The sequence below is a fragment of the Xanthomonas euvesicatoria genome (assembly GCF_013112235.1).
In the GTDB taxonomy this organism is placed as follows: Bacteria; Pseudomonadota; Gammaproteobacteria; order Xanthomonadales; family Xanthomonadaceae; genus Xanthomonas; species Xanthomonas euvesicatoria.
Map to the genome: position 1 here is coordinate 1,381,887 of NZ_JABFFS010000001.1, position 26,181 is coordinate 1,408,067.

Here is a 26,181-nt window from a genome sequence, read left to right on the forward strand (position 1 = left end):
GATGAGCGATTGGACCCACAAGATCGCCGTTCTCGGCGCCGGTTCCTGGGGCACGGCCCTGGCCGCGCTGCTCGCCAGGCATGGTCATCCGACCGTGCTCTGGGGGCGCGATGCGGCGATGGTGGATACCATCGACCGCACCCACGAGAACGCGCGCTATCTACCGGGCATTGCGCTGCCCGACAGTCTGCGTGCCACCACCGACCTGCAGGCGGCGGTGGCTGACGCCACCTGGATCCTGGTGGTGGTGCCCTCGCATGCGTTCACCGAGACCATCCGGCTGATCGCACCGCTGCGTCCGGCCGGTGCCGGCGTTGCCTGGGCGACCAAGGGCTTCGAACCCGGTTCCGGGCGGTTCCTGCATGAAGTGGCACGCGACATCCTCGGCCCCAGCGTTCCGCTGGCCGTGGTGACCGGGCCCTCCTTCGCCAAGGAAGTCACGCTCGGCCTGCCGACCGCCATCACCGTGCACGGCGACGATGCGGCGTTCGCACAAGTGGTGGCCGATGCGATGCACGGCCCCACCTTCCGCGCCTACACCGGCGACGACATGGTGGGCGCCGAGCTGGGCGGGGCGATGAAGAACGTGCTGGCGGTGGCCACCGGCGTGGCCGACGGCATGCAGCTTGGTCTCAATGCACGGGCCGGTCTGATCACGCGTGGCTTGAACGAGATGCTGCGTCTGGCGGCGGTGATCGGCGCACGTCCGGAGACCCTGATGGGCCTGGCCGGATTGGGCGATCTGGTGCTTACCTGCACCGGCGATCTGTCGCGTAACCGGCGCCTGGGTCTGGCCCTGGGGCGCGGGCAGAGCTTGGACGATGCGATCCGCGAGATCGGCCAGGTGGTCGAATCGGTGCAGACGGCCGATGAGGTCATGCGTCAGGCCGAACACCACGGCATCGAACTGCCGATCTCCAATGCCGTGCGCGCGGTATTGCACGGTGAAATCACTCCGGAAGCAGGCCTGAAGGAACTGCTGGCACGCGAGCGCAAGCCAGAGTACCCGCAGACCTTGTTTACCTGAGAACAGCCGACAAACCGCTGCGCTTACTGCCAGTCGTGCGTGGGCCGGTGCTTAGAATCCTCGTGCGCCACCCTTGCGTGACGGTTCCGCGCGCTGTCCACGCCACCGGATGATTGCTCGCTCCGTCTTGTTCGCCGCGCCAAGACCGGTAGCGCCTCGGCATCCGATGCGAAAATGCACAACACAACGCCCGGCAGTACCGGGCGTTTTTTTTGTTTGGCCGCTTGCCGCGCGGCGCAAGCACGGCCTTGGCGGATCGGGCGCCAGGTCGTTGGGGCACCCAACGCGAGCGCGGCCCACCCTCGTGACGCAGATGCATCGTTGGCGAGGTTTCCTGTGCGAAGTGACGCGCATCGTGACGTGCATGTCCAAACCGCCAACCGATCGCCCAAAAGAAAGAAGCCCGGTCGGAGGACCGGGCTTCCAGTGCAACGCGGGAGAGAGAGCGCGCTGCAGTCAAACGTGCGGCTTACCAGCTGAAGCGCGGGCCGACCGACCATTCCTTGTTGCCGTCGCCATCCATACGGATGTCGCCGTTGATGCCCCAGTTCTGGTTCAACTTCACCTGGGCGCCAAGGCGGCCGTAGAAGTTGTCGCCGATGTCGATGCCACGCTTCTTGGAGAAATCTTCGTAGCCAGCCAGGGCATAGACTTCGAAGTGCTCGCCGAAGGCGTTACGCAGACCGGCTTCAACGCTGTAGCCGTCGAAATTGATGTTCGGGGTGTCCAGGTCCAGCTTGCGGTAGGCAACGCGCGCAACGAAGTCGGTGCTCGTGGCGATTTCGTGGTTGAAGCCCACGCCGACGCCCCACTGCTGGAAGTCCGAGTCGGTGTTCTCGAACACGTTGTTGTTGTCGTCAGCATTCTGCTTGCTGTAATCGCCGAACACGTGGAAGTTCGGAGCGATGGCGTAGGAGGCCTTCACGCCCCAGCCGTCCGCATCGCGACCTTCGGTCGGCGTGCGCACGTAGTCGCCTTCGACGAAGTTGTAGGAGAGGTTTTCAGCAGCCGAAGCCGCAAACGGCAGAGCTGCGAGAAGGCCGAGGGCCAGCAAAGAAGTCTTCATGATCGGGATACCTGTACTTATTTGATTGGACCGGCGCTGAGGCGGATGCCGTTCGCTGCCGAGATGTAAATTCTCCGTTATTCGATGGAACGCGACATGAATTTTGGACTGACCAGTTGATGAATCATCGCGCCAGATTCAGCTGCGCTTTCTTGTGTCGCGTGCAGATGCGCGTACAGCACGTGCAAAACGTGATGCTCTAGCGCTTACATGGCGCCGACGTGAGGCATGTGTACACAAACGCGGAAGATCGTACGGCTTCCAACGCTTCGTATGGCTTCCAACGTTTTACGCGCGCTCGCTCCACCAGCACATTGCACTGACACCGCCGCTGGGAGCATTGCACGCCTGTTGAACACACCTGTGGAGCTGCATCGTGGCGAAGAAAAAAACGTTGGCGCGCTTTCTGGCCGAGACGCTGCAGAGCGCCGGGGTCGAGCGGATATGGGGCGTGACCGGCGACAGCCTCAACGGCTTGACCGATGCCTTGCGCGAGATGCAGACCATCGCGTGGATGCATGTGCGGCACGAAGAAGTGGCCGCGTTCGCCGCAGGTGCAGAGGCGGCGGTGACCGGCCAGCTGGCGGTGTGTGCCGGCAGTTGCGGGCCGGGCAATCTGCACCTGATCAACGGGCTGTTCGATTGCCATCGCAGCCGCCAGCCGGTACTGGCGATTGCCGCGCATATTCCGTCGTCCGAGATCGGGCTGAGCTATTTTCAGGAGACCCACCCGCAGGAGCTGTTTCGCGAGTGCAGTCACTTCGTGGAGTTGGTGACCAACCCGGCGCAATTGCCGGAAGTGCTGCATCGGGCGATGCGCACGGCCATCCTGCAGCAAGGCGTGGCGGTGGTGGTGATTCCCGGCGATATCGCGTTGCTGGAGGTGGACAAGCATGTCTCCAGTGCGTGGCCGGCGCTGCGTCAGCCGCGGGTGCTGCCCGCCGCCGAGGACGTGCGGCAATTGGCCGAGCTGCTGCAGCAGAGCAAGGCGGTAACGCTGTTGTGCGGCAGTGGCTGTGCCGGCGCGCATGACGCAGTCGTGGCGTTGGCCGACACGTTGGGTGCGCCGGTGGTGCATGCGCTGCGCGGCAAGGAATACGTGGAGTGGGACAACCCGTTCGATGTCGGCATGACCGGCCTGATCGGTTTCAGTTCCGGTTATCACGCCATGCTCAATTGCGACACCTTGCTCATGCTGGGCACGGATTTTCCGTACCGGCAGTTCTACCCGAAGGACGCGACCATCGTGCAGGTGGATCGCGACCCGAGCGCGCTCGGTCGGCGCACGCCGTTGCAGCTGGGCATTGCCGCCGATGTGGGTGAAACCATTGCAGCATTGCTGCCACAGCTGCAGCGCCGCGAAGAACGTGGCTTTCTGGAAAAGTCGCTTGCGCACTACCGCAAGGCGCGCGAAGGGCTGGACGATCTGGCGGTGCCGGCAGATCCTGGGCAGCCGCTGCACCCGCAGTTCGTGACCCGGCTGATCAGCCAGATTGCCGATCAGGATGCAGTGTTCACCTGCGATGTCGGCACGCCCACGGTGTGGGCCGCCCGCTACCTGCGCATGAACGGCAAGCGTCGCTTGCTGGGGTCGTTCAATCACGGTTCGATGGCCAACGCAATGCCGCAGGCGCTTGGTGCGCAAGCGGCATTTCCCGGTCGGCAAGTCATTTCGCTATCGGGCGATGGTGGCTTTGCGATGCTGATGGGCGATTTCATCTCGCTGGCGCAATTGAACCTGCCGGTGAAGGTGGTGGTGTTCAACAACGCTTCGCTGGGATTTGTGGCGATGGAGATGAAGGCTGCCGGTTACCTGGATACCGGTACCGAGCTGCGCAATCCGGATTTCGCGGCGATGAGCAACGCGATGGGCATCCTCGGCATCCGTGTCGATGAGTCGTCGCAACTGGAGCGTGCATTGCGCCAAGCCTTCGCGCATTCGGGTCCGGCGCTGGTGGATGTGCGCATCGCCACGCAGGAGCTGGCGGTGCCGCCGGCGATCAAACTCGAACAGGCCAAGGGTATGGGCCTGTATCTGCTCAAGGCAGTGATGAGCGGGCGTGGCGATGAGGTCATCGAGTTGGTGAAGACCAACCTGCGTTAATTCAGTTGCACTCACGCACACTGGCTGTCCTCTTCAGGCCGCTTCGTCCATGCCCCGTTCGCTGCTCCGGCAACTGTTGCTGATCTGGATGGTGATCGTGGCCGCCTGTGTGGGCGTGGCCACGATGTTGTACGGCCTGTATCGGCAGACCGAGGGTGTGCGGCTGGAAGAGGCGCGCCAGCAATTGGGCGGGCAATGCGCGCGCATCGTGCAACGCTATGCCGGGGCAAGCGAGGCGGCGCGTCGCGGCGACGATGGCGCAGGCCTGGCAGCGGTGGTGGTGCAGTTGGTGCTGGCCGATGCGCCAGGCGTCGAAGGCGGTGTCTGGGACCTGCACAAGGGCTTTGTTGCCTATGCCTACCCGACCTACGACGGCAGCGATCACAAGACCGATATTCCCGCCGCGGAGTGGGCCAACATCGTCAACACGGCGCAGCAGAGCGTGACGACAAGGCAGGCGGCGCAATACCGTCGCGACGGTCGCCGCGAGGTGCTGCTGATCAGCGCTTGTCCGTTGGCATCCGGCAGCGCGGCATGGACAATGACGCGGGTGCCGGCCAGCAAGGCCGACGCATGGCGGCCATTGGTCGTTGGCATGCTGCTGATCTTCGCGATGGTGGCGATATCGGCCATTGCGCTGGGCGTGCTGGTACGGCGCTGGAGCCAGCGCCTGCAGCGGATCCAGCAGGCGCTGGCCGCCGACACCCAGACGCCGCACATTCCGCCGACCGGTGCGCCGGAACTGGACCGCCTGGGCGCGGCGGTCAACGACTATGCGCAGCGCAACGCGCAGGCGCTGGCGCAGACGCGCCGGCTGGCCGACGAGCTGTCGCGGCACGAACGGCTTGCCGCACTGGGGCGCATGACGGCCACGGTGGCGCATGAGATCCGCAACCCGATCGCCACGATGCGGTTGGCGCTGGAAAACGAGATCGCGCGCCGCGATGCGACGCCGGACGATGCGGCGCATGGCGAGTTGATGCTGGCGCAGATTCGTCGCCTGGATGGCGTGGTCGAGAGTCTGCTCGGCATGGTGCAGCCGATTCGTCTGCACCTGGAGACGGTGGTGGTGCAGGACTGGTTGGCGACGCTACTGGAACACAGCCCATTACCGCCGGGCACGCCGCCGCCCCGCCTGCTGCTGCCGGCCGCGCCGTTGCGCTGGACCCTGGATCCGCAGCAACTGGGGCGCGCCGTGCACAACCTGCTGCGCAATGCTGCGCAGCACGCCGATCCAGGCAGCGAGGTCACGCTGCAGGCGGCAGCAGTGGAGGGCATGTTGCAGCTGCAGGTCTGCAACCGTGGCGCGCCGATCGCAGAACCGATCGCTGCGCACCTGTTCGAGCCGTTCGTCAGTGGCCGCGCCGACGGCAATGGCCTGGGGCTGGCGCTGGTGCGCGAGATCGCGCGTGCGCATGGCGGGCACGCGCGCTACGCACATGCCGACGGGCTGACCCATTTCATCCTGGAGTTGCCATGGCGCGCATCCTGATCATCGACGACGACGCGGCGTTTCGCACCACCTTGCAGGCCACCTTGCGCTCGCTCGGGCATACGGTCGTCGCCGCCGAGAACGGGCCGGACGGGCTGGCGCGGCTGAGCGAAGGCGGCATCGACATGGCGTTCGTGGATTTCCGCATGCCGGGCATGGATGGCATCGCGGTGCTGCGTGCGCGCCTGGACGATGCGCAGGCGCGTCAGGTGCCGCTGGTGATGCTGACCGCCCATGTGTCCAGCGGCAACACGATCGAGGCGATGACGCTGGGCGCCTTCGATCATCTGGTCAAGCCGGTCGGCCGTGCCGATATCGTGGAGGTGGTGGAGCGCGCGCTGCTCAGTCGTGCCGATGCGCAGGCTGCAGCGACAGACAGCTCGCCTGCGCCGGTCGAAGATGAGGATGCACTGGTCGGCCACAGCCCGGCGATGCGCACCGTGCACAAGCGCATCGGGCTGGCAGCGGCGTCCGATCTGCCGGTGCTGATCACCGGGGAAACCGGCACCGGCAAGGAATTGGCCGCACGCGCGCTGCATCGCGCCAGCCCGCGCGCCAATGCGCCATTTGTCGCAGTCAACTGCGCGGCCATTCCGCTGGACTTGATGGAGAGTGAGCTGTTCGGCCATCGCAAGGGGGCGTTTTCCGGCGCCAGCAGCGACCGACGCGGGCTGATTCGCGAAGCCGATGGCGGCACGTTGTTTCTGGACGAAATCGGCGACATGCCATTGCCGATGCAGGCCAAGCTGCTGCGTTTCCTGCAGGAAGGCGAGGTGACGCCACTGGGTGGCAGCGGCCCGCAGAAGGTGGATGTGCGGGTGCTGGCCGCCACCCATCGCGACCTGGCGGCCTGCGTGGCCGACGGACGCTTTCGGAGCGACCTGCGTTACCGCCTCAATGTGGTGCCGATCGAACTGCCGCCATTGCGCGAGCGTGGCCAGGACATCCTGCTGCTGGCGCAGCACTTCCTGAGCGCCGATGCAGCGCGTGCGCAGAGCCTGTCGCCGGCCGCGCAGGAGCGCCTGCTCGCGCATCGCTGGCCTGGCAACGTGCGCGAATTGCGCAACGTCATGCAGCGCAGCCAGGTCTTGGTGCGTGGCGCCAGCATCGATGCGGCGGATCTGGATGAAGCGCTGGGCGAGGCGGGCGAGTTGCCGCCGCAGGAGCCATCGGTGGTGACCGGGACCCTGCCCGAGGCCGTGGCGCGGCTGGAAACGCAGATGATCCGGTCGGCGCTGGAACACAGCCAGGGCAATCGCGCCGAGGCCGCGCGCCGGCTGGGGATCCATCGGCAGCTGCTCTATCGCAAGCTGGAGGAATACGGCCTGTGACACTTGTACGCACATCGATCGCAGGCTGCGGGACAGGTGTCCCCAAACCAGACAGGGTGGATGAAATGCAGACGTCTCCGTCCGGCTGCAGAGCAAATAAAGCTCTTTCAAAACAATCAGTTATTGGTTGGCACGATTGCTGCTTTGTCTCTGGTACGCGGCCCCTTCCCGCCGCGCAGGAGACATCCCCATGATGCGTCAGACTGTTCTTGCAATTGCCCTGGCCTGCACCATCGGCGCCGCCGCCGCACAGGTGGCCGCCCCGCCGCCGCCGCCGGCGCCCAACGGCCCGATCGGCGGTCCGCCAGCCCCGCCGACCCCGGTCGCCGCCACACCGGTGAGCGTGAGCGGTACCGTCGAGCGCTTCCTGCTCAACCCCAATGGCGAGGTCGACGGACTGTGGCTGCGCGACGGCACCCAGGTCGGGTTTCCACCGCATCTGTCCAGCGAGGTGAAGGCAGCCGTACGGGCCGGCGACAATGTCGTCGTCAAGGGCTTCCGTCTGGGCAATCTGCCGGTGCTGCAGGTCAGTTCGATCCGCTCCGGCCGTAGCGGCCGCGAGGTGGTCGACCGTCCGCCCACCTTCGGCGCCGCCCCGCCGCCGCCGCCGACCCCCGGCCAGCTGACCCCGTTGCAGTCCGATGGCACGATCCAGCGCCTGGTCTATGGGCCTGCCGGCGAGGTCAATGGTGCGCTGGTCAGCGATGGCACGGTGGTGCGGATGCCACCGCATCTGGCGCTGCAGTTTGCCGATCTGCTGCGCGTGGGCGAGCCGCTGAGCGCTAGCGGCTTCGGTGTGGCCACCCCGGACGGCCGTGCGATCGAGGCGACCCAGCTGGGGCGTGATCGCTCCTCGCTGCGTGCGCTGTTCACCGCGCCGCGTCCGGACGGCCCGCTGCCGCCACCGCCGCCGGGCGCGCCGGTTCCGCCGGCCGGCCGTTGAGTCGTACCGCTCCTGTTTTGTTCGTTGGTTTCCTCCGCTGGTCACGCAGCCGCGTGGCCAGCGGCTTGACCGGCAATGCCGGTCCTTTTTCGGAGTAACACCATGCATTGGGTCGACCCTGATTTCCTCCCCGCCACCCGCGGCACCCTGGCGCGTTTCCTGCTCAACCCCAAGGCCGATATCGACGGCCTGCTGCTCACCGATGGCACCGAAGTGCACACCCCGCCGCATCTGTCCGAGGCGCTGCTGAAGGCGCTCAAGCCTGGTAGCGCGCTCACCGTACGTGGCCTCAAGCCGCGCGACGTGGAGATGCTGGTGGCGCTGGCAATCGATCCGGAAGGCGGCAAGCGCATCCTCGATGAAGGCCCGCATGGGCCGCATGCCAAGCCCAAACCCAAACCGCCCGGCAAACCGCCCAAGCCGGAAGTGGCCCAGCACAGCGGCACCATCACCCGGTTGCTGCACGGTCCGCATGGGCAGGTGCATGGCGTGCTGCTGGACGATGCGGTCACGGTGCGGTTTCCGCCGCATGCCGGTGGCGACTTCGCCAAGCAGCTAGTGGTCGGCAAGCCACTGGTGGCCGAAGGCGAGACCAAGGCCACGCCGCACGGCGTGCTGATCCATGCCCATGCCTTGGGTGGCAAGGCGGCGACGCTGAAGCAGATCGAGCATCCACCGCACGGCCCTGCGCATAAACCCAAGCCCAAGCCCAAACACTAGGAGCCTAACATGCGGCCACCGCGCGCCACTGAGATGCCCGCCCCGTGGCCTGCCACGTGCGCCTTCGTGCGCGCTCGCAGCGGAGCGGTGCCATGCCGATGACCAAGGCCAGGCCCCGTGGGACACGCGCGCTGGAAGCACTGCATTTCAGCGTGGCCGATGTGCAGGACGGGCTGGGGCCGTTCCTCAGCGTGTTTTTGCAATCCAAAGGCTGGTCGGTGGCGGCGATCGGCACGGTGATGAGCGTGGGCGGCATTGCCGGCATGCTCGCCACCACACCGGCCGGCGCGCTGGTCGATGCCACCCGGCGCAAACGCGCCGTGGTGGTGGTCGGTTGCCTGGCGATCCTGCTTGCCACCGCCTTGATCTGGCTGCAGCCCACCTCTTCGGGCGTGGTCGCCGCCCAGATCGCCTCGGCGTTGGCAGCGGCCGGCATTGGCCCGGCATTGACGGGCATTACGTTGGGGCTGGTGCACGCGCACGGTTTCGACCATCAGCTGGCGCGCAATCAGGTGGCCAACCATGCGGGCAACGTGCTGGCCGCGGTGCTGGCCGGCTGGTTGGGATGGCGCTATGGCTTCGCCGCCGTGTTCCTGCTGACCGCCTTTTTCGGCGCCCTGGCGCTGGTGGCGGTGCTGGCGATTCCGGCTGCGGCCATCGACCACCGCGCAGCACGCGGTCTGGCAAGCAACAACGGTGGGGATGCGTTGAGCGGTTGGCGTGTGCTGCTGACCTGCCGCCCGCTGGCGCTGCTGGCGGTGACGCTGGGGCTGTTCCATCTGGGCAATGCGGCGATGCTGCCGCTGTACGGCATGGCGATCGTGGCGGCGCACGCCGGCGACCCGAGTGCATTGACGGCCACCACCATCGTGGTGGCACAGGCCACGATGGTGGTGGTCGCGTTGCTGGCGATGCGCTGGATACGCGTGCATGGGCACTGGTGGGTGCTGCTGGTGGCGTTCATGGCCCTGCCGTTGCGCGCCTTGGTGGCGGCATCGGTGATTCACGGCTGGGGCGTGTTTCCGGTGCAGATCCTCGATGGGCTCGGCGCCGGCTTGCAAAGCGTGGTGGTGCCGGCACTGGTCGCGCGGTTGTTGCAAGGCACCGGGCGCGTGAATGTCGGCCAGGGCGCGGTGATGACCGTGCAGGGCGTCGGTGCGGCACTGAGTCCGGCGTTTGGTGGCTGGTTGGCGCATGCCTTCGGCTACCGCATCGCGTTTCTGACCTTGGGTGCGATCGCGCTGCTGGCAGTGGCGTTATGGGCCGGCTGTCGCGGCATGTTGCAGGCAGCGGCTTCCATGCAGGCCGAGACAGTGCTGTGACCGGTGCGCAGGGCGCGCGCAAGCGGAGCGACCGATCGCTGTCCGTCGCGACTTGCGCGCTATCGATCGCACTGCGTTGGTAGGGACGAGCAAGTGCGCTCTGACCAGGGGCGTGTCCTGTCGGCCGGCAGGCCTGGCAGTCGCGCAGATGACGCGGCGCACATCATCGCCTCGTTGGTCCGGATCGATGCAGTGTCTGTCGCTGTCCAACGATAGCTACCACCACAGATGCCGCGTCCTGGTGAGAGATCAGGTGCGGTAGCCACCATCTCATCGCGCGTCCGTCGATGCGGTCTTGCCAGCAGGCACGCAGGCGCATGCCGTTGCGTACAGTCCCGGCTATCGCCTGGTTACTGGCCGCCAGCGAAATTCCATTGCCGCCAGGCTTCGAACACCATCACCGCAACGGTGTTGGACAGATTGAGGCTGCGGTTGTCCGGGCGCATCGGCAAACGGAGCCGGTGCTGCGGCGGAATTGACTCCAGCACCTCGGCCGGCAGGCCGCGGGTTTCCGGACCAAATAAAAACGCATCGCCATCGGCGAACTGCGGTGTGTCGTAGCGCACCGTACTGCGGGTGCTCAGCGCGAAGACGCGCTTGGGCGCGATCGCGGCCAGGGCGCTGGGCAGGTCGGTGTGCACCTGCAACGGCGCGTATTCGTGGTAGTCCAGGCCGGCGCGCTTGAGCTGCTTGTCGCTGAGGTCGAAGCCGAGCGGCTCGATCAGGTGCAGGCGCGCGCCGGTATTGGCGCACAAGCGAATCACATTGCCCGTATTGGGCGGAATTTCAGGCTGAAACAGGATGACGTCGAGGACAGGTGCTGGCATGCGCGCAAGTGTAGCTGCGCGCGTGCTTAAAGGCTGATGGCGGCGTTGACCAGCGCTTCCAGTTCGGCCGGCGAGGGCTGCAGCTGCGGCGTCGGCAGGTTCACGATGACCTGGCCCATCAGTGCACCGATGGCGCCAGCTGCCTGGCTGGAGGCGCTCTGCGCGCTGGCGGCGGCGCTGCGCACCACCAGGTCAGCACGCTGTTCAGCCGAAGGGCGCACCTGCACCGCCGCCAAGGTGACGATGCGCGGGCCGGCCTGTTCGGCGGCCAGTGCGGCCACTTGCTCGGCCGAGGGACGCACTTGCACGGCGGTCAGGGTGCGAATGGCGCTGTTGCGCTCCAGTGTCTGCTGGGCGATCTGGTCGGCGGCCGGGCGAACCTGGACGGTGTCCAGGGTGGTCAGGCTCGCGGCCTGGGCAAACCCGGCCAGGGTGGCGCCAGCGAACAGGGCGGTGGAGAGGGCGATGCGCAGGGTCTGGGTCTTCATGGCGGGGTCTCTTGGTGTTGTTAATCAGTGGTGTGGTAGTAAGGTAGTACACCGCTTCGGTACGCACAAGAACTTTCGCGTGGCTTTTTATTTTGTTCAGCGAAAAGTCAGTTTCAGCGGCTGCCGGCGGTTGCGAGATACAGAAGAGCAAACGGTGTGCCAACAAAAAGCCATTGTTTTTAAAGGGTCTTCAGTCGCGTAGGTGTGTCCGTGTCCGGACACCCGGACGCGCTGCAGGACGGCGGACACCGCGGCCAAACGGGTATGCACGCTCAAGGCAAGGCGGTTCGGTGCGCTGAATGGGTGGATGGCGGGTGCCACCGCGCGCCGGATCGCCAGCAGGCAACTGCGGCACAATCCGGCTTTCCCCACAGGTGTGATGACTTATGCGCGTGCTGATGCTGTCTGTTCTGGTTGCCACCACCACTGCGGCGTGCACCTGGGTGCCGATCGAACAAAGCGGCAAAAGTGTGCGGGTGCTGCCCGCAGGCCCTGTGCCAGCGGGGTGTCAGCAGCAGGGCGAAGTGGTGGTGACGGTCAAGAGCAAGGTCGGCTTCTACAACCGCAACCCGCTGCGCGTGCAGGAAGAGCTGGAAACGCTGGCGCGCAACGAGGCCCCCGGCGCCAACGCCAATGCGGTGCAGGCGCAAGGCCAGCCGGCCGACGGCAGCCAGCGTTTCAACGCCTTCCGCTGCCCCCCGCGCTGAACCGTTGGGCTGGGGCGCAGGCGATTCAATTGTAAAGATGCGGTAAAACCAGCCAGCGGCTAGACTAGCGCCCCCTCGCCTGACGCCATGGCGCTACTTCGATGCTCTTCCAGAATGTCTCCATCGCGGGACTGGCGCATGTTGATGCGCCGCACACGCTGACTTCCAAGGAAATCAACGAACGCCTGCAACCGACCTACGACCGCCTCGGAATCAAGACCGACGTGTTGGGCGACGTTGCCGGTATCCATGCACGGCGCTTGTGGGACCAGGATGTCCAGGCATCGGACGCCGCCACCCAGGCCGCGCGCAAGGCGCTGATCGATGCCGGTATCGGCATCGAGAAGATCGGCTTGCTGGTCAACACCTCGGTGAGCCGCGATTACCTGGAGCCGTCCACGGCGTCCATCGTGTCCGGCAACCTGGGCGTGGGCGACCACTGCGTCACCTTCGACGTGGCCAACGCCTGCCTGGCCTTCATCAATGGCATGGACATCGCCGCACGCATGCTCGAGCGCGGCGAGATCGACTATGCGTTGGTGGTGGATGGCGAGACTGCCAACCTGGTGTACGAAAAGACCCTTGAGCGCATGACCTCGCCGGATGTCACCGAGGAGGAGTTCCGCAACGAACTTGCCGCGCTGACCCTGGGCTGCGGTGCAGCAGCCATGGTGATGGCGCGCACCGAGTTGGTGCCCGACGCGCCGCGCTACAAGGGCGGCGTGACCCGTTCGGCCACCGAGTGGAACAAGCTGTGCCGGGGCAACCTGGACCGCATGGTCACCGACACCCGCTTGTTGCTGATCGAAGGGATCAAGCTGGCCCAGAAGACCTTCATGGCCGCCAGGCAGGTGCTGGGCTGGGCGGTGGAGGAGCTGGACCAGTTCGTCATCCACCAGGTCAGCCGCCCGCACACCGCCGCCTTCGTGAAGTCGTTCGGCATCGACCCGGCCAAGGTCATGACCATCTTCGGCGAGCACGGCAACATCGGCCCGGCCTCGGTGCCGATCGTGCTGAGCAAGCTCAAGGAGCTGGGCCGCCTGAAGAAGGGCGACCGCATCGCGCTGCTGGGCATTGGCTCGGGCTTGAACTGCTCGATGGCCGAAGTGGTTTGGTGATGCACGGAAAGACGCGTTAAAAAAAATGGATTTTTAGAACGCGTTCTTGCATCATGTTCGTTCTCGCAACATGAGCAGGTGCCATGGATGAACCACCCGCTTTCGACCCGGGTCAACCCCACAATGCTCTCCCGCCGCTACCGCCGGCGGGAGATATAGAAACCCGCAGCCTGCTCAAGGCTTGCATCGTCGCACGCACCGCCCTGGCCGAACTGAAACAGGCCACCGCGTTGTTACCCAGCCCGGCCGTGTTGATCAATACGATTCCGGTCCTGGAGGCGCAGGCCAGCTCGGAGATCGAAAACATCGTCACGACCACTGACGATTTATTTCGCTACGCAGACGACCAAGAGCGCGCCCAAAATCCCGCGACCAAAGAAGCCCTGCGTTACCGCAGTGCGCTGTACGAAGGCTTTCAATCGCTCAGACAGCGGCCGCTGTGTACCGAAACCGCAATTGTCGTGTGCAGTCGTATCAACGCGGTACAGATGCAGGTTCGTCGCGTGCCTGGTACTGCGCTGGCTAACGATCAGATCCAGCAGATCATTTATACCCCGCCAGTGGGTGAAACGCTGCTACGCGACAAACTCGCGAACTGGGAGCGCTTTATCCACGAACACACCGATGTCGATCCATTGATCCGGATGGCGGTTGCGCATTATCAATTCGAAGCGATCCACCCATTTACCGATGGTAACGGTCGCACAGGGCGGGTGTTGAATCTGCTGATGCTGATCGAACAAGGATTACTTGATGTGCCGGTGCTGTATCTGTCGCGCTACATTATTCGACATCGCAGCGACTACTACCGCTTGCTGCTGGACGTGACACGGCATGGACACTGGGCCGAGTGGATTCATTACATGCTCGCTGCCGTCGCTGAGACTGCTGCATGGACAACAGCCAAAATCCAGGCGATTCGCGGCTTGGAGGCACAGGCACAAGATCACGTCCGTAGCCTCGCACCGAAGGCCTACAGCCGCGAGCTTGTCGATGTGATCTTCAACCAGCCGTATTGCCGCATCCAAAATGTTGTAGAGGTGCTGGGCGTGACCAGGCAAACCGCTGCACGTCACCTCAAGGAACTGGTAGATATCGATGTCTTGAAAGAGCAGCGTTTAGGCAAAGAAAAACTGTTCCTACATCCGGCATTTCTACAGCTGCTGTCCAGCGACGAGCATCAACTGCCGCCGTATCGGGGGCATGCGAGGCAAGCCGAGTGACGCTTGGGATCTATGCGAATCTCCGCTACGGGCGGCGTGCCTTGGCCCGGACGCATCGTGACAATCAACGTAATCTGCACTTGTGTGCGGTACAGGGCAGCACCTGCACCCCGCGAAATTACTCGAACTGAATCGGACGCGTTTTTGCATGAATTACCCCGGCTACCCCTTTACCCCCAAGCGCCTTGAAGTGCGCCCCGGCGTTGCGATGTCGTATCTGGACGAAGGCCCGCGCGATGGCGAGGTGGTTGTCATGCTGCACGGCAATCCGTCGTGGAGTTATTTGTGGCGGCATCTGGTCAGTGGCCTGTCCGATCGCTACCGCTGCATCGTGCCCGATCACATCGGCATGGGGCTGTCCGACAAGCCGGACGATGCGCCCGACGCGCAGCCGCGTTATGACTACACGCTGCAATCGCGCGTGGACGATCTGGATACGTTGTTGCGGCATCTGGGCATCACCGGGCCGGTGACGCTGGCAGTGCACGATTGGGGCGGCATGATCGGGTTCGGCTGGGCGTTGTCGCATCACGCCCAGGTCAAGCGGCTGGTCATCACCAACACCGCAGCGTTCCCGCTGCCGGCGGAAAAGCCGATGCCGTGGCAGATTGCGATGGGTCGGCACTGGCGGCTGGGCGAGTGGTTCATCCGCACGTTCAATGCGTTCTCGTCCGGCGCTTCATGGTTGGGCGTGTCGCGGCCGATGCCGTCGGATGTACGCCGTGCGTATGTGGCGCCGTACAACAACTGGCGCAATCGCATCTCCACCATCCGCTTCATGCAGGATATTCCGCTATCGCCGGCCGACAAGGGGTGGTCGCTGCTGGAGCGCTCGGCGCAGGCGCTGCCTGCGTTCGCCGATCGCCCGGCCTTCATTGCCTGGGGCCTGCGCGACATCTGTTTCGACAAGCACTTCCTGGCCGGCTTTCGCAAGGCACTGCCGCAGGCCGAAGTGACAGCATTCGACGATGCCAATCACTATGTGCTGGAAGACAAGCATGAGGTGTTGGTGCCGGCGATTCGCGCGTTTCTGGAGCGCAATCCGCTCTAGCGCATTGCGCCGGCAGCAGCGTGCGGCTACGCGTCAGCTCACTGCACGCAATGACTGGAATGACTGCATCCAAATCCGATGCAGCGCATCGGTCATCTCGGCCAGATGCCTGCCGACGCGATTGCGAGCACGACACCAGGTGCTGCGCTACGGCATTACACCGGCGGCAGCGGGTTGCGTTGTGCGTCGTCCACGCCAACCCAATCGGCATCGGTCAGTGCGTGCAGGCCGTGCGCCAAACGCGATTTATCGCATTGCGCACTGCGCTGCCCGAATTCCAGCGAGGCCGGCACGGCCGCGCAGGACGAGGGGCGGCGGTCGTGGATGCTGCAGCGGCTGTAGCGCCCGATGTCCGCGTCCAGCGCGATGCAGCGCGGCTGCGACTGCGAGGTGCCGCGCATCACCCGCTCATGCGTGCGTAGGGCGTCGGTCAGCTCGATCGGCACCCTGCCGCCCAATGCAGGATCGGCTTCGCTCCAATGGAAACTGACGCGGAAATAGGCGCAGCAGGCGCCGCAGGTAAGGCAGGGGTGTGCCATGGAGTGCCGGGCCTGGCGCGGCGAAATCGCGTGGGAAGCGCGGCATTTTGACCGAACCGCGCCGCGATACAAGTAGCGTGCCGCGGTGACCGGTTAGCGATTCAGATGCGCGCCGCCATGCCTGGATGGCGGCGCTCCACGCGTGCCGCGCACCCAGGCATGCGCTGCGAACGCGTTGCGGCGATTGGGTCGGGTACTGCCGCGCATCGATGCGTCATGGCGTCAGGTGATGATGAGCCGCGCTTGCGCCCGCGCCGCGCGTCGCCTTCAGGCAGCCTGCAGCGGCCGGCGTCATTGGCGCATGGGTGATAATGCGCAGATGACGACCCTCTGCAATATCGCGGCCACCCTTCCGCAACTGGCGCGCGAGCGCCCCGACCAGATCGCCATCCGTTGCCCGGGCACTCGCGGCGCCAACGGGTTTGCCGCCTACGATCTGACCTTGAGCTATGCCGAGCTGGATGCGCGCAGCGATGCGATCGCCGCCGGGCTGGCACGCCACGGCATCGGGCGCGGCGCGCGTGCGGTGGTGATGGTGCGGCCGTCGCCGGAATTCTTCCTGCTGATGTTCGCCTTGTTCAAGGCTGGCGCGGTGCCGGTGCTGGTGGACCCCGGCATCGACAAACGTGCGCTCAAGCAGTGCCTGGACGAAGCGCAGCCGCAGGCATTTATCGGCATTGCGCTGGCGCAGCTGGCGCGTCGCCTGTTGCGCTGGGCGCGCTCGGCAAAGCAGATCGTTACCGTCGGCGGACGTTACGGCTGGGGGGGAGTCACGCTGGCGCGGGTGGAGCGCGATGGTGCCGGCGCAGGCAGCCAACTGGCCGACACCGCGCCCGACGATGTGGCGGCGATCCTGTTCACCAGCGGCTCGACCGGCGTGCCTAAGGGCGTGGTGTATCGCCACCGGCACTTTGTTGGGCAGATCGAATTGCTGCGCAATGCGTTCGGCATGCAGCCGGGCGGGGTGGATCTGCCGACGTTTCCGCCGTTCGCCTTGTTCGATCCGGCGCTGGGGCTGACCTCGGTGATTCCGGACATGGATCCGACCCGCCCGGGCAGTGCCGACCCGCGCAAGTTGCATGATGCGATCGCGCGCTTCGGTATCACCCAGTTGTTCGGTTCGCCGGCCCTGATGCGCGTGCTGGCCGACTATGGGCAGCCGCTTCCCAACGTGCGCCTGGCCACGTCGGCCGGTGCACCGGTGCCACCGGATGTGGTGGCGAAGATCCGCGCGCTGCTGCCGGCCGATGCGCAGTTCTGGACCCCGTACGGCGCCACCGAATGCCTGCCGGTGGCCGCGATCGAAGGGCGCACCCTGGATGCCACGCGCGCCGCCACCGAGGCTGGTGCCGGCACCTGTGTGGGCCAGGTGGTCGCGCCGAATGAGGTGCGCATTATTGCGATTGACGATGCGGCCATTGCCGATTGGAGTGGCGTGCGCGTGCTGGCGACCGGTGAGGTCGGCGAGATCACCGTTGCCGGCCCTACCGCCACCGACACCTATTTCAACCGCGATGCGGCCACGCGCATCGCCAAGATCCGCGAACGCCGCAGCGATGGCAGCGAGCGCGTCGTGCACCGCATGGGCGATGTCGGATATTTCGACGCCGAAGGACGCTTGTGGTTCTGTGGGCGCAAGACCCAGCGCGTGGAAACCGCCAGCGGCCCGCTGTACACCGAACAGGTGGAGCCGGTGTTCAACGTGCATCCGCAGGTGCGGCGCACCGCGCTGGTGGGCGTGGGTGCGCCCGGACAGCAGCAACCGGTGCTGTGCGTGGAGTTGCAGCCGGGGGTGTCTGCTCCCGCGTTCGCACAGGTGGAAAGCGACCTGCGCGCGCTGGGCGCTGCCCGCCCGCACACCGCAGGTATCGCGCGTTTCCTGCGCCACTCCGGTTTTCCGGTCGACATCCGCCACAACGCCAAGATCGGCCGCGAAACGCTGGCGGTGTGGGCAGCGCAGCAGCTGCATAAGAACGGATGACAACAGGCAGCGCCTAGTAGTCAGGCGGGTATGGATGGCGCACTCGTAAATTGCAGCGCGCAAGCGGTCGATTCCGATCACCGCACCCACCCGCCCGCCAGGGATTAGGCGCAGTGTCTGTTGGTCGCTGCGGCCCTCGACGGCAGCCTGCACGGCCGCGCGTCGACGCAAGATCGCCAAGTCGGGTGTGGCCGGCTATGGTGTCGTCCCTCAGAGGCGAGGTGTTGTGCGATGAAGGTATTGGTGACCGGTGGTGGCGGCTTTCTTGGCCAGGCGTTGTGCCGCGGCCTGCGCGCGCGTGGGCACGAGGTGGTGAGCTTCCAGCGCGGCGATTACCCGGTGCTGCAACGCCTGGGCGTGGGCCAGATCCGCGGCGACCTGGCCGACCCGCAGGCGGTGCGGCATGCCTTCGCCGGCATCGATGCGGTGTTCCACAATGCCGCCAAGGCCGGCGCATGGGGCAGTTACGACAGCTATCACCAGGCCAATGTGGTGGGCACGCAGAACGTGATCGAGGCCTGTCGCGCCAATGGCGTGCCGCGGTTGATCTATACCTCCACGCCCAGCGTCACCCATCGCGCCACCAACCCGGTGGAAGGACTCGGTGCCGACGAAGTGCCGTATGGCGAGAATCTGCGCGCCGCCTACGCGGCAACCAAGGCCATTGCCGAGCGTGCAGTGCTGGCGGCCAACGATGCCCAGTTGGCGACAGTGGCGCTGCGACCGCGCCTGATCTGGGGGCCGGGCGACAATCACTTGTTGCCGCGCCTGGCCGCGCGTGCGCGTGCCGGGCGGCTGCGCATGGTCGGCGATGGCAGCAATCTGGTCGACAGCACGTACATCGACAACGCCGCGCAGGCGCATTTCGATGCGTTCGAGCACCTTGCCGTGGGCGCTGCCTGCGCAGGCAAGGCGTACTTCATTTCCAATGGCGAACCGCTGCCGATGCGCGAGTTGCTCAATCGTTTGCTGGCTGCGGTGGACGCGCCGGCAGTCACGCGCTCGCTGTCATTCAACACCGCCTACCGCATCGGCGCCGTGTGCGAAACGCTATGGCCACTGTTGCGTCTGCCAGGCGAGGTGCCGTTGACGCGTTTTCTGGTGGAACAGCTGTGTACGCCGCATTGGTACAGCATGGAGCCAGCACGTCGCGACTTCGGCTATGTACCGCGCATCAGCATCGAAGAAGGCCTGCAACGGCTGCGATCCTCATCTTCCAACGACATCGCCATCACCGGATAAAGACCGGCATATCCACAAGATACGTCTGCGCCGATTCGGCACGACAACTTCTGGATACCTTGCCATGCTGCATTACGCCATCATCTTTTTCGTCATCGCCATCATCGCTGCTGTGCTGGGCTTTAGCGGTATCGCCGGTGCGGCGACCAACATCGCCTGGATCCTGTTCGTGGTGTTCCTGATCCTGGCAGTGATCTCGATGTTCCGTCGCGGCAAGGTATAACGCTTAGCTGCGATACGTCACGGCAGCGGCGCTGCCGGTTGGCGCTCACAGGGCCCGCTTCCGCAAGGATGCGGGCCCTGTGCGTTGTGGCCGGAGATGCGCGCATTTTGAATGTGCAATGGTGGTTACAAGCGCGGCGTCGTGGTCGTGGTCGCGCGCTTGTATGCGATGTAACGGCGGCAGCGCTATCAAGGCAATTGGACCGCACTGCGCAGTAATTGATCGCCGGCATGCCGTTCTAGTGCAAGCTCGATCAACCGCGTGATCAGGCTGCGATAGTCCAGCCCGCTTGCCTGCCATAATTTCGGATACATGCTGATGCGGGTGAAGCCCGGCAGCGTGTTGACCTCGTTGATCACGATGCGTCCATCGGCGCACAGGAAGACATCCACCCGTGCCAGGCCTGCACAGTCCAGCGCCTGGTAAGCCTGCACCGCGATTTGCTGGATGCGCTGCTGGGTCCGCGCATCGATGTCGGCCGGAATCACGATCTCCGCGCCGTGTTCGCTGATGTATTTGGTCTGGTACGAATAGAACGCGTCGTGCACCACCACCTCGCCGCAGACGCTGGCCTGGGGTGTGGCATTGCCCAGCACGGCACATTCGATTTCGCGCCCGGCAATGGCCGCTTCCACCAACACCTTGTGGTCGTAGGCCAAGGCCAAGGCGAGTGCAGCGGCGAACTGATCGGCGCTGCGCACCTGGCTGACGCCGACCGACGAGCCCTGGTTGGCCGGTTTGACGAACAGCGGCAAGCCCAACTGCGCGATCAACGCCTCTACATCGGCCATCGCGGCCGTGTGGCGGTTGAAGCAGACGAACGGCGCCACCGCCAGCCCGGCATCGCGCAACACGCGCTTGGCCATGTCCTTGTCCATCGCGACCGCCGAGCCCAGTATGCCGGAGCCCACGAACGGCAGGTTGGCCATACGCCGCGGTGCCCGGCAACCTGCCGTCGCAACGACCGCACGACCGCCGTACCGACAGCCGGCGCACGTGCCACACCGCCGTCAGGCAGCTGCGACATGCAGGGGCGGTAGAATGCGGGCATGCCCGGATCACTCTTCAATTCCCTCAAGCCGCTCGCCGGCCAGGCCCTGCAGGCAGCGCTCAACCGTGCGCTGGCGCTGGACCCGGATACCCGCGACGCCCTGCTGCCGCTGGAAGGCCAGCGCATCGCGCTGACCCTGGAGGCGCCCGCGCTGGCCCTGCAGATCCGCGTGCACGAGTGCCGGTTGCTGGTCGGCCCGGTCGATCAGGCACAGGAACCTGACCTGGCGGTGCGCAGCAGCCTGGCCGGCTTGCTCGGGCAACTGCCGCTGCTGGCCAACGCACGTCGCACCGGCGCGCCGGCCGGTCGGCTCAAGGTTTCCGGCGACGCCGAACTGGCGCGCCAGCTGCAGCAACTGGCCGGCCGCTTCGACCCGGATTGGCAGTTGCCGTTCGTTACGGTGTTCGGCGACATCCTGGGCGTGCAGATCGCCGGCGCGGTGCGCGCAGCGCTGCAGCAGGCACGTCGCAGTGCGGTGGATCTGGCGCAGAGCGCGGCCGAATTCGTCACCGAAGAATCGCGCGATGTGGTGCCACGCGCCGAGCTCGAGGCTTTCCATGACGACGTGGACGAGCTACGCGATGACGTCGAACGGCTGGCCGCGCGCGTGCGCCGCCTGCGTGCGAGCGGAGGCACAGCATGAAGGCGATCCTGCGGGCAAGCCGCATCGGCCGGGTGATCCTGCGCTATCGCCTGGATGCCTTGCTGGAAGGCACCCCGGCCGAGCGTTGGTTGCGTTTGGCCAAGCCCTTCGTGCCGCGTGCCAGCGCCGAAATCGCCGCGCAATCGCGCGGCGCGCGGCTGCGCCTGGCGCTACAGGAACTGGGGCCGATCTTCGTCAAGTTCGGGCAGATTCTGTCCACCCGGCGCGATCTGATTCCGGCCGACGTGGCCGAAGAACTCACCTTGCTGCAGGACCGGGTCAAGCCGTTCGATGGCCAGGCCGCGCGCCTGATCGTCGAAGCCGCACTCGGCCTGCCGGTCAGCGTGGCGTTTGCCAGCTTCGATACCGTGCCGCTGGCCTCGGCGTCGATCGCGCAGGTGCATGCGGCCACGTTGCCGCCCGATGCCAACGGCGTGCGCCGCGAAGTGGTGGTCAAGGTGCTGCGTCCGGACATCGAACGCCAGATCGATGCCGATATCGCGTTGCTGCACTCGCTGGCCACCTTGGTCGAGCGCACCCACCCGCGTGCCGACAAGATCCGTCCGCGTGAAGTGGTGGCCGAGATCGAAGGCACGCTGGCCGCCGAACTGGACCTGCAGCGCGAAGGCGCCAACGCCAGCGTATTGCGCCGGTTCTGGGAAGGCTCGGACGATCTGTACGTGCCGGAAGTGATCTGGTCGCACACCGCCGAGCGCGCGCTCACGCTGGAGCGCGTGTACGGCATTCCATCCGACGACATCGCCAAGCTCGATGCGGCGGGCATCGATCGCAAGGCGCTCGCGGCCAAGGGCGTACGCGTGTTCTACACCCAGGTATTTCGCGACAACTTCTTCCATGCCGATGCGCACGCCGGCAACATCTGGGTCGATTCGGACCCGGAACGCCGGCTCAATCCGCGCTTCATTGCGCTGGATTTCGGCATCATGGGCCAGCTCTCGCAGGAAGATCAGTACTACCTGGCCGAGAACTTCATGGCGATCTTCCACAAGGATTACCGCCGCATGGCCGAGTTGCACGTGGAGGCCGGCTGGATGCCCAGCAACGTGCGCATCGACGAACTGGAAGCGGCCGCGCGCTCGGTATGCGAGCCGTATTTCACCCGGCCGTTGTCGGAGATTTCGCTGGCGCAGGTGCTGATCAAATTGTTCCGCGTGGCGCAGCGCTATGAGTTGACCCTGCAGCCGCAGCTGATCTTGCTGCAAAAAACGCTGCTCAATATCGAAGGCGTGGGCCGGCAGCTGGACCCCAAGCTGGATATCTGGGCGGTGGCGCGACCGGTGCTCGAACGCATCCTGCGCGAGCGTTACAGCCCGCGCCGCGTGCTGCGCGAACTGGGCAAGCGGTTGCCGGAGATCATGACCCATGCGCCGGACATGCCGCGCCTGGTGCACAGCTGGCTGAAGCAGCAGGTGGAAGGCCGCCATCAGATCGACATCCGCTCGCCCGAACTGCTCGCCCTGGACCTGAGCCTACGCAAGCTGCAGACCCGCGTGGTGACCGCCATCACCGGCAGCGGGTTACTGGTGGTCGCGGCCGTGCTCTATGGACTGCATCCGGATGGTTGGTACCTGGGTACGGTGCCGGTGTGGAGCTGGATCAGCGGCGGCGCCGGTTCAGCCGCGCTGCTGGTCGCCTGGTTGCGGCGATAGGGGACGACCATGCCCGACGCAACCGATACCTTGGACGCAAGCACACCCGTAGCGGCGATTGCTGCGCTGGATGCGCCACCGCGCACGCAAGAATCCAGCTATCCGCCGGTGTTCGCCGCGCAGATGGGCGGCCGCCAGAAGCGCGCACTGGGCGAGGTGTTCGGGCTGCGCAACTTCGGCGTCAACCTGACCACGCTGGCGCCGGGTGCACGTTCGGCGCTGCGGCACGGGCATTCGCAGCAGGACGAGTTCGTCTACATCGTCAGCGGCGCGCCCAGCCTGATCACCAACGCCGGCGAGCAGTTGCTGCAGCCGGGCATGTGCGTTGGCTTCCGCGCCGGCGACGGCGATGCGCATTGCCTGATCAATCGCAGCCAGGCGGTGGTGACGTACCTGGAAGTGGGCGACCGCAGTGCCGGCGATTGCGTGACCTATCCGGACGATGACCTGATGCTGGTCCCCGTGGCGGACGGGCAGCGCGCGTACCGGCACAAGGACGGCACGCCCTACTGAGCGCGCCGGTGGTGGTCCATCTGTTGGCGTTGCACGATGGCGCAACACACCGCAATACGCGCATCCTTCTGCTGCCCTGACGCTGGCGTGGTTGGGGCAAGTGAGACGTGAAGCAACCACCCATGCAGCGGGCAGGCATCAGTTGCGTGTGGAGCGCGCAGCAATTGCACCGTGCGAGCGGTCCAGGCCGCAGCCATTGCCGTGCGCGTGGCCTGGTGACAGAACAGTTGCGGTGTTCGCCGCTCGGCAGCGGCGATGCAGTGGCATGCGGTGTCGGCGATGCGGATAATCCGCCGGTGAGCATATCCCCCAAGCATCTGCAGATTCTCTACCAGGACGATGTCCTGGCCGTCGTCGACAAACCCGCCGGCCTGATGGTCCATGACAGCAAGCTGGCGCGTGGGGAGGACGACTTCCTGGCCGACCGTCTGCGCGAGCAGCTGGGCAAGCCGATCTTTCTGGTGCACCGGCTCGACCGCGCCACCAGCGGCTGCCTGCTGCTGGCCTTCGATCGCGACAGCGCCAGTGCGCTGGGCAAGGCCTTGATGGCGCGCGAGGTGGAGAAAGATTATCTCACCGTCTGTCGCGGCTGGCCGGCCGAGGAGCGCTTCATCGTCGACCATGACCTGGACGGCGGGCCGGGCAAGCCGGTCAAGAAGCCGGCCGTGACGCATTTCCAGCGTCTGGCCACCGGCGAGCTGGAGATTCCTTCCACCGGGTTCACCACCTCGCGCTACGCACTGCTGCGCTGTCAGCCGCAGACCGGCCGCTTCCGGCAGATTCGCCGGCATATGAAGCACCTGTCCCATCACATGATCGGCGACACCAGCCACGGCGACGGCCGCCACAACCGCAGTTTCCGCATGCTCGGCATCCACCGCATGTTGCTGCACGCCGAACGCCTGGGATTTCCGCATCCGGGCGGTGGCCGGCGCATCAGCATCACCGCGCCGCTGGATGCGGAGTTCACCAAGGCGTGTGCGTTGTTTGGTTGGGACGTGGCGCAGTTGTAGGTGGCGCCACCGCTGTCGCGCGGGAGCGCCCTGATCGTCCTACGGGGGAGGGGCGCCGCAGAGGCGGATGAGGGCGCGCGCTCAGCCCGCCTGGTCAACGCGCGTGCCACTCTCCGCTAACTCAAGGCCCCAGCAAAGCAAGCTCTGACGATTCCCCATTCCCCATTCCCCATTCCCCGCCTCTCAGGGCTTCTTGGTCGGCGCAGGTTCGTTGACGATCTTCTCCAGGTCCTTCTGCAGGTCGGCAAACAGCGGCAGCATCCTTTGCTGGATGGCGCCCATCAGGTTCTGGGTCAGGGCCGGGGTCTTGTCGAGCAGGCTCTGGCCGGCCGAGCTCTCGTAGAACTCGGCCATGGCCAGCACGTCCTCGCGCGAGAACGAGCGCTTGTAGATATCCACATACATCGGGCGCAATTCCGACCACGACAGCGCCTTGCGCACGGTCTGGCGGGTCCGTTCCTGGATGCGCTGCAGCTGCGCCTGTTGGTCGGGGTCGAGCTGGCGCTGTGCGGTGAGCTGGGCGAATTGCTGCTGCTGCAGTGCTTCGATCTGCGGCAGCATCGTATCCAGCATGGTCTGCGCGCGCGAGGCGGCCAGCAGACGGTTGATGTCGGCATCGCTGGGCGCCTGCGCCAATGCCGCCGGGGCGGCCACGGCCAGCAGGGCCGACAGCAGCAGCCGGCACGCGAGGTGGCGCCTGGCAGTGAGCGAACGAGTAGGTGTCATCGGAGCATCCTGCAAACGGGGGACCGGCCGCAGCATACGGGAGCCGGCGTTCGCGCGCGCGTCCACGCCGCTGCCGATACAATCGGCGCACATGGCCAGCGACCCGATCCAGATCACCCCCAGCCTGACGATTCCGCCCAGCGAACTCGTCGAACGCTTCGTGCGTGCCAGCGGCGCCGGCGGGCAGAACGTCAACAAGGTCTCCACCGCGGTGGAGCTGCGTTTCGACGTGGCTGGGTCGCCGTCGCTGCCCGAGCCGCTGCGGGCGCGGCTGCTGTCGCGGCGCGACCGCCGCATGACGGCCGACGGCGTGCTGGTGATCGACGCGCAGCGCTTCCGCACCCAAGACCGCAACCGCGACGATGCGCGCGAGCGGCTGGTCGAAATCATCAGTGCGTGCCTGTCGGTGCCCAAGCGCCGGGTCGCCACCAAACCGAGTCATGGTGCCAAGCTGCGGCGGCTGGATGCCAAGCGGGAACGCAGCCAAATCAAGCGTGGACGCTCTGCGTCCCACTGGGAGTAAGCGTGAGTCAACCCGACCCGTCGTTGCCACCGGTAACACAGGCCAACATCCTGCTGCAGCCATCTCCGCCCCGGATGCCGCGTGCCCATGGCCGCTTCATCCGTTGGCTGGGCCGTACCGCCTTGCGCGTGACCGGCTGGCGCCTGCTCGGGCGGCTGCCCGACGAGCCCAAGCTGGTCATGATCGTGGCCCCGCATTCGTCCAACTGGGACGGCTTTTTGGGCTTTGCGGCCAAGTTCGCGCTGGGTTTTGAAGTGCGCGTGCTGGGCAAGGCGCAGCTGTTCTGGTGGCCGCTGGGCCCGCTGCTGCGCAAGCTCGGCGGCATTCCGCTGGACCGCAGCTCGCCACAGGGCACCATCGGCCAGGCGGTGCGGCTGATCCGTAACTCCGAGCAGATGTGGTACGTGATCACCCCCGAAGGCACGCGCAAGCGGGTGGAGCAATGGAAGGCCGGCTTCTGGAAGATCGCTTCCGATTCCAACGTGCCGATCCTGCCGGTGTATTTCGACTACCCCAGCAAGACGGTGGGCATCGGCGAGCCGTTCTGGACCGGTAACGACATGGCCGCCGATATCGCCGCCATCCGCACCTGGTACCGACCGTGGCGCGGCAAGCATCGCGATACGTTGTGAGTGGCG

25 protein-coding genes, 1 other RNA gene and 1 pseudogene are annotated in these 26,181 nt (G+C 65.7%); 21 read left to right on the forward strand and 6 right to left on the reverse strand.

Annotated elements, in window-relative coordinates; all coding sequences use genetic code 11:
• Position 1 precedes the first annotated feature (1 nt).
• Both HLH45_RS05780 and HLH45_RS05785 read left to right on the forward strand, forming a co-directional pair.
• Complete coding sequence (locus HLH45_RS05780) at positions 2-1,027, forward strand: NAD(P)H-dependent glycerol-3-phosphate dehydrogenase (protein ID WP_008572015.1); 1,026 nt, start codon at positions 2-4, stop codon at positions 1,025-1,027.
• A gap of 62 nt (positions 1,028-1,089) precedes the next feature.
• Positions 1,090-1,163: non-coding RNA, sX9 sRNA (locus HLH45_RS05785), on the forward strand.
• Between the two features lie 333 nt (positions 1,164-1,496).
• On the opposite strand, the gene HLH45_RS05790 is transcribed toward HLH45_RS05785, so the two are convergent.
• The gene (locus HLH45_RS05790; protein ID WP_003488520.1) at positions 1,497-2,093 is read right to left on the reverse strand and encodes an OmpO family porin; all 597 of its coding nucleotides are present in this window, start codon (positions 2,091-2,093) and stop codon (positions 1,497-1,499) included.
• Between the two features lie 394 nt (positions 2,094-2,487).
• On the opposite strand from HLH45_RS05790, the gene poxB reads away from it, so the two are divergent.
• From poxB to HLH45_RS05820, 6 genes are all read left to right on the forward strand, one after another.
• Positions 2,488-4,197, forward strand: coding sequence for a ubiquinone-dependent pyruvate dehydrogenase (poxB, locus tag HLH45_RS05795; protein WP_029818263.1), 1,710 nt, complete (start codon positions 2,488-2,490; stop codon positions 4,195-4,197).
• Between the two features lie 49 nt (positions 4,198-4,246).
• The gene (locus HLH45_RS05800; protein ID WP_008572018.1) at positions 4,247-5,689 is read left to right on the forward strand and encodes a sensor histidine kinase; all 1,443 of its coding nucleotides are present in this window, start codon (positions 4,247-4,249) and stop codon (positions 5,687-5,689) included.
• Positions 5,674-7,020, forward strand: a complete 1,347-nt coding sequence (locus HLH45_RS05805; protein ID WP_008572019.1) for a sigma-54-dependent transcriptional regulator — start codon at positions 5,674-5,676, stop codon at positions 7,018-7,020. The genes HLH45_RS05800 and HLH45_RS05805 overlap by 16 nt, the downstream gene beginning before the upstream one ends.
• A 190-nt stretch (positions 7,021-7,210) precedes the next feature.
• Positions 7,211-7,963, forward strand: a complete 753-nt coding sequence (locus HLH45_RS05810; RefSeq protein WP_014089009.1) for a hypothetical protein — start codon at positions 7,211-7,213, stop codon at positions 7,961-7,963.
• A gap of 102 nt (positions 7,964-8,065) precedes the next feature.
• Positions 8,066-8,683, forward strand: coding sequence for a hypothetical protein (locus tag HLH45_RS05815; RefSeq protein ID WP_003488352.1), 618 nt, complete (start codon positions 8,066-8,068; stop codon positions 8,681-8,683).
• Between the two features lie 92 nt (positions 8,684-8,775).
• Positions 8,776-10,005, forward strand: a complete 1,230-nt coding sequence (locus tag HLH45_RS05820) for an MFS transporter (RefSeq protein WP_008572189.1) — start codon at positions 8,776-8,778, stop codon at positions 10,003-10,005.
• Between the two features lie 350 nt (positions 10,006-10,355).
• Here the strand turns inward: HLH45_RS05820 and HLH45_RS05825 are convergent, their stop codons facing one another.
• Both HLH45_RS05825 and HLH45_RS05830 read right to left on the reverse strand, forming a co-directional pair.
• Positions 10,356-10,832 (reverse strand): tRNA (cytidine(34)-2'-O)-methyltransferase, encoded by a 477-nt coding sequence (locus tag HLH45_RS05825; protein ID WP_008572190.1) that lies wholly within the window; start codon positions 10,830-10,832, stop codon positions 10,356-10,358.
• 26 nt (positions 10,833-10,858) lie between these two features.
• Positions 10,859-11,320: an XAC0231 family protein gene (locus tag HLH45_RS05830; RefSeq protein ID WP_008572191.1), complete on the reverse strand. Its 462-nt coding sequence runs from the start codon at positions 11,318-11,320 to the stop codon at positions 10,859-10,861.
• 386 nt (positions 11,321-11,706) lie between these two features.
• Here HLH45_RS05830 and HLH45_RS05835 point away from each other — a divergent pair, with 386 nt between their 5' ends.
• From HLH45_RS05835 to HLH45_RS05850, 4 genes are all read left to right on the forward strand, one after another.
• Positions 11,707-12,027 carry a DUF4156 domain-containing protein gene (locus tag HLH45_RS05835; protein ID WP_008572192.1) on the forward strand — a complete coding sequence of 107 codons (321 nt, stop codon included), beginning with the start codon at positions 11,707-11,709 and terminating at the stop codon, positions 12,025-12,027.
• A 101-nt stretch (positions 12,028-12,128) separates the two neighbouring features.
• Positions 12,129-13,145 (forward strand): 3-oxoacyl-ACP synthase III, encoded by a 1,017-nt coding sequence (locus HLH45_RS05840; RefSeq protein ID WP_008572193.1) that lies wholly within the window; start codon positions 12,129-12,131, stop codon positions 13,143-13,145.
• 83 nt (positions 13,146-13,228) lie between these two features.
• Positions 13,229-14,368 (forward strand): protein adenylyltransferase Fic, encoded by a 1,140-nt coding sequence (fic, locus tag HLH45_RS05845; RefSeq protein WP_008572195.1) that lies wholly within the window; start codon positions 13,229-13,231, stop codon positions 14,366-14,368.
• A gap of 148 nt (positions 14,369-14,516) precedes the next feature.
• Positions 14,517-15,419: an alpha/beta fold hydrolase gene (locus HLH45_RS05850; RefSeq protein WP_033478632.1), complete on the forward strand. Its 903-nt coding sequence runs from the start codon at positions 14,517-14,519 to the stop codon at positions 15,417-15,419.
• Between the two features lie 155 nt (positions 15,420-15,574).
• Here HLH45_RS05850 and HLH45_RS05855 read toward each other — a convergent pair whose 3' ends face one another.
• Entirely contained in the window at positions 15,575-15,958 is a 384-nt protein-coding gene (locus tag HLH45_RS05855; protein WP_008572198.1) for a YkgJ family cysteine cluster protein, read from the reverse strand.
• Between the two features lie 319 nt (positions 15,959-16,277).
• On the opposite strand from HLH45_RS05855, the gene oleC reads away from it, so the two are divergent.
• The 3 genes from oleC to HLH45_RS05870 all read left to right on the forward strand — a co-directional run bounded on the left by oleC (position 16,278) and on the right by HLH45_RS05870 (position 19,404).
• Positions 16,278-17,939 carry an olefin beta-lactone synthetase gene (oleC, locus tag HLH45_RS05860; RefSeq protein ID WP_033478640.1) on the forward strand — a complete coding sequence of 554 codons (1,662 nt, stop codon included), beginning with the start codon at positions 16,278-16,280 and terminating at the stop codon, positions 17,937-17,939.
• 231 nt (positions 17,940-18,170) lie between these two features.
• A complete protein-coding gene (oleD, locus tag HLH45_RS05865) occupies positions 18,171-19,181 on the forward strand; it encodes a 2-alkyl-3-oxoalkanoate reductase (protein ID WP_008572201.1) in 1,011 nt (336 codons plus the stop codon).
• Positions 19,182-19,245: 64 nt separating this feature from the next.
• Positions 19,246-19,404: a DUF1328 domain-containing protein gene (locus tag HLH45_RS05870; protein WP_003468167.1), complete on the forward strand. Its 159-nt coding sequence runs from the start codon at positions 19,246-19,248 to the stop codon at positions 19,402-19,404.
• 188 nt (positions 19,405-19,592) lie between these two features.
• Here HLH45_RS05870 and HLH45_RS05875 read toward each other — a convergent pair.
• Positions 19,593-20,336 (reverse strand): annotated as a pseudogene (locus HLH45_RS05875) (D-alanine--D-alanine ligase family protein); the annotation flags it as partial.
• Between the two features lie 117 nt (positions 20,337-20,453).
• Here HLH45_RS05875 and HLH45_RS05880 point away from each other — a divergent pair.
• The 4 genes from HLH45_RS05880 to HLH45_RS05895 all read left to right on the forward strand — a co-directional run bounded on the left by HLH45_RS05880 (position 20,454) and on the right by HLH45_RS05895 (position 24,294).
• Positions 20,454-21,098 (forward strand): ubiquinone biosynthesis accessory factor UbiJ, encoded by a 645-nt coding sequence (locus HLH45_RS05880; protein ID WP_008572220.1) that lies wholly within the window; start codon positions 20,454-20,456, stop codon positions 21,096-21,098.
• Positions 21,095-22,768 carry a ubiquinone biosynthesis regulatory protein kinase UbiB gene (gene ubiB, locus HLH45_RS05885; protein ID WP_008572222.1) on the forward strand — a complete coding sequence of 558 codons (1,674 nt, stop codon included), beginning with the start codon at positions 21,095-21,097 and terminating at the stop codon, positions 22,766-22,768. The genes HLH45_RS05880 and ubiB overlap by 4 nt, the downstream gene beginning before the upstream one ends.
• Positions 22,769-22,777: 9 nt before the next feature.
• The gene (locus HLH45_RS05890; RefSeq protein WP_008572223.1) at positions 22,778-23,281 is read left to right on the forward strand and encodes a cupin domain-containing protein; all 504 of its coding nucleotides are present in this window, start codon (positions 22,778-22,780) and stop codon (positions 23,279-23,281) included.
• Positions 23,282-23,541: 260 nt separating this feature from the next.
• On the forward strand, positions 23,542-24,294 hold the full coding sequence (locus HLH45_RS05895) for a pseudouridine synthase (protein WP_033478642.1): 753 nt from the start codon (positions 23,542-23,544) through the stop codon (positions 24,292-24,294).
• A 183-nt stretch (positions 24,295-24,477) separates the two neighbouring features.
• On the opposite strand, the gene HLH45_RS05900 is transcribed toward HLH45_RS05895, so the two are convergent.
• On the reverse strand, positions 24,478-25,056 hold the full coding sequence (locus HLH45_RS05900; protein WP_033478643.1) for a DUF2059 domain-containing protein: 579 nt from the start codon (positions 25,054-25,056) through the stop codon (positions 24,478-24,480).
• Between the two features lie 55 nt (positions 25,057-25,111).
• On the opposite strand from HLH45_RS05900, the gene arfB reads away from it, so the two are divergent.
• Both arfB and HLH45_RS05910 read left to right on the forward strand, forming a co-directional pair.
• The gene (gene arfB, locus HLH45_RS05905) at positions 25,112-25,543 is read left to right on the forward strand and encodes an alternative ribosome rescue aminoacyl-tRNA hydrolase ArfB (protein ID WP_005912264.1); all 432 of its coding nucleotides are present in this window, start codon (positions 25,112-25,114) and stop codon (positions 25,541-25,543) included.
• Between the two features lie 2 nt (positions 25,544-25,545).
• Complete coding sequence (locus HLH45_RS05910; protein ID WP_011345965.1) at positions 25,546-26,175, forward strand: lysophosphatidylcholine acyltransferase; 630 nt, start codon at positions 25,546-25,548, stop codon at positions 26,173-26,175.
• Positions 26,176-26,181: the final 6 nt, after the last annotated feature.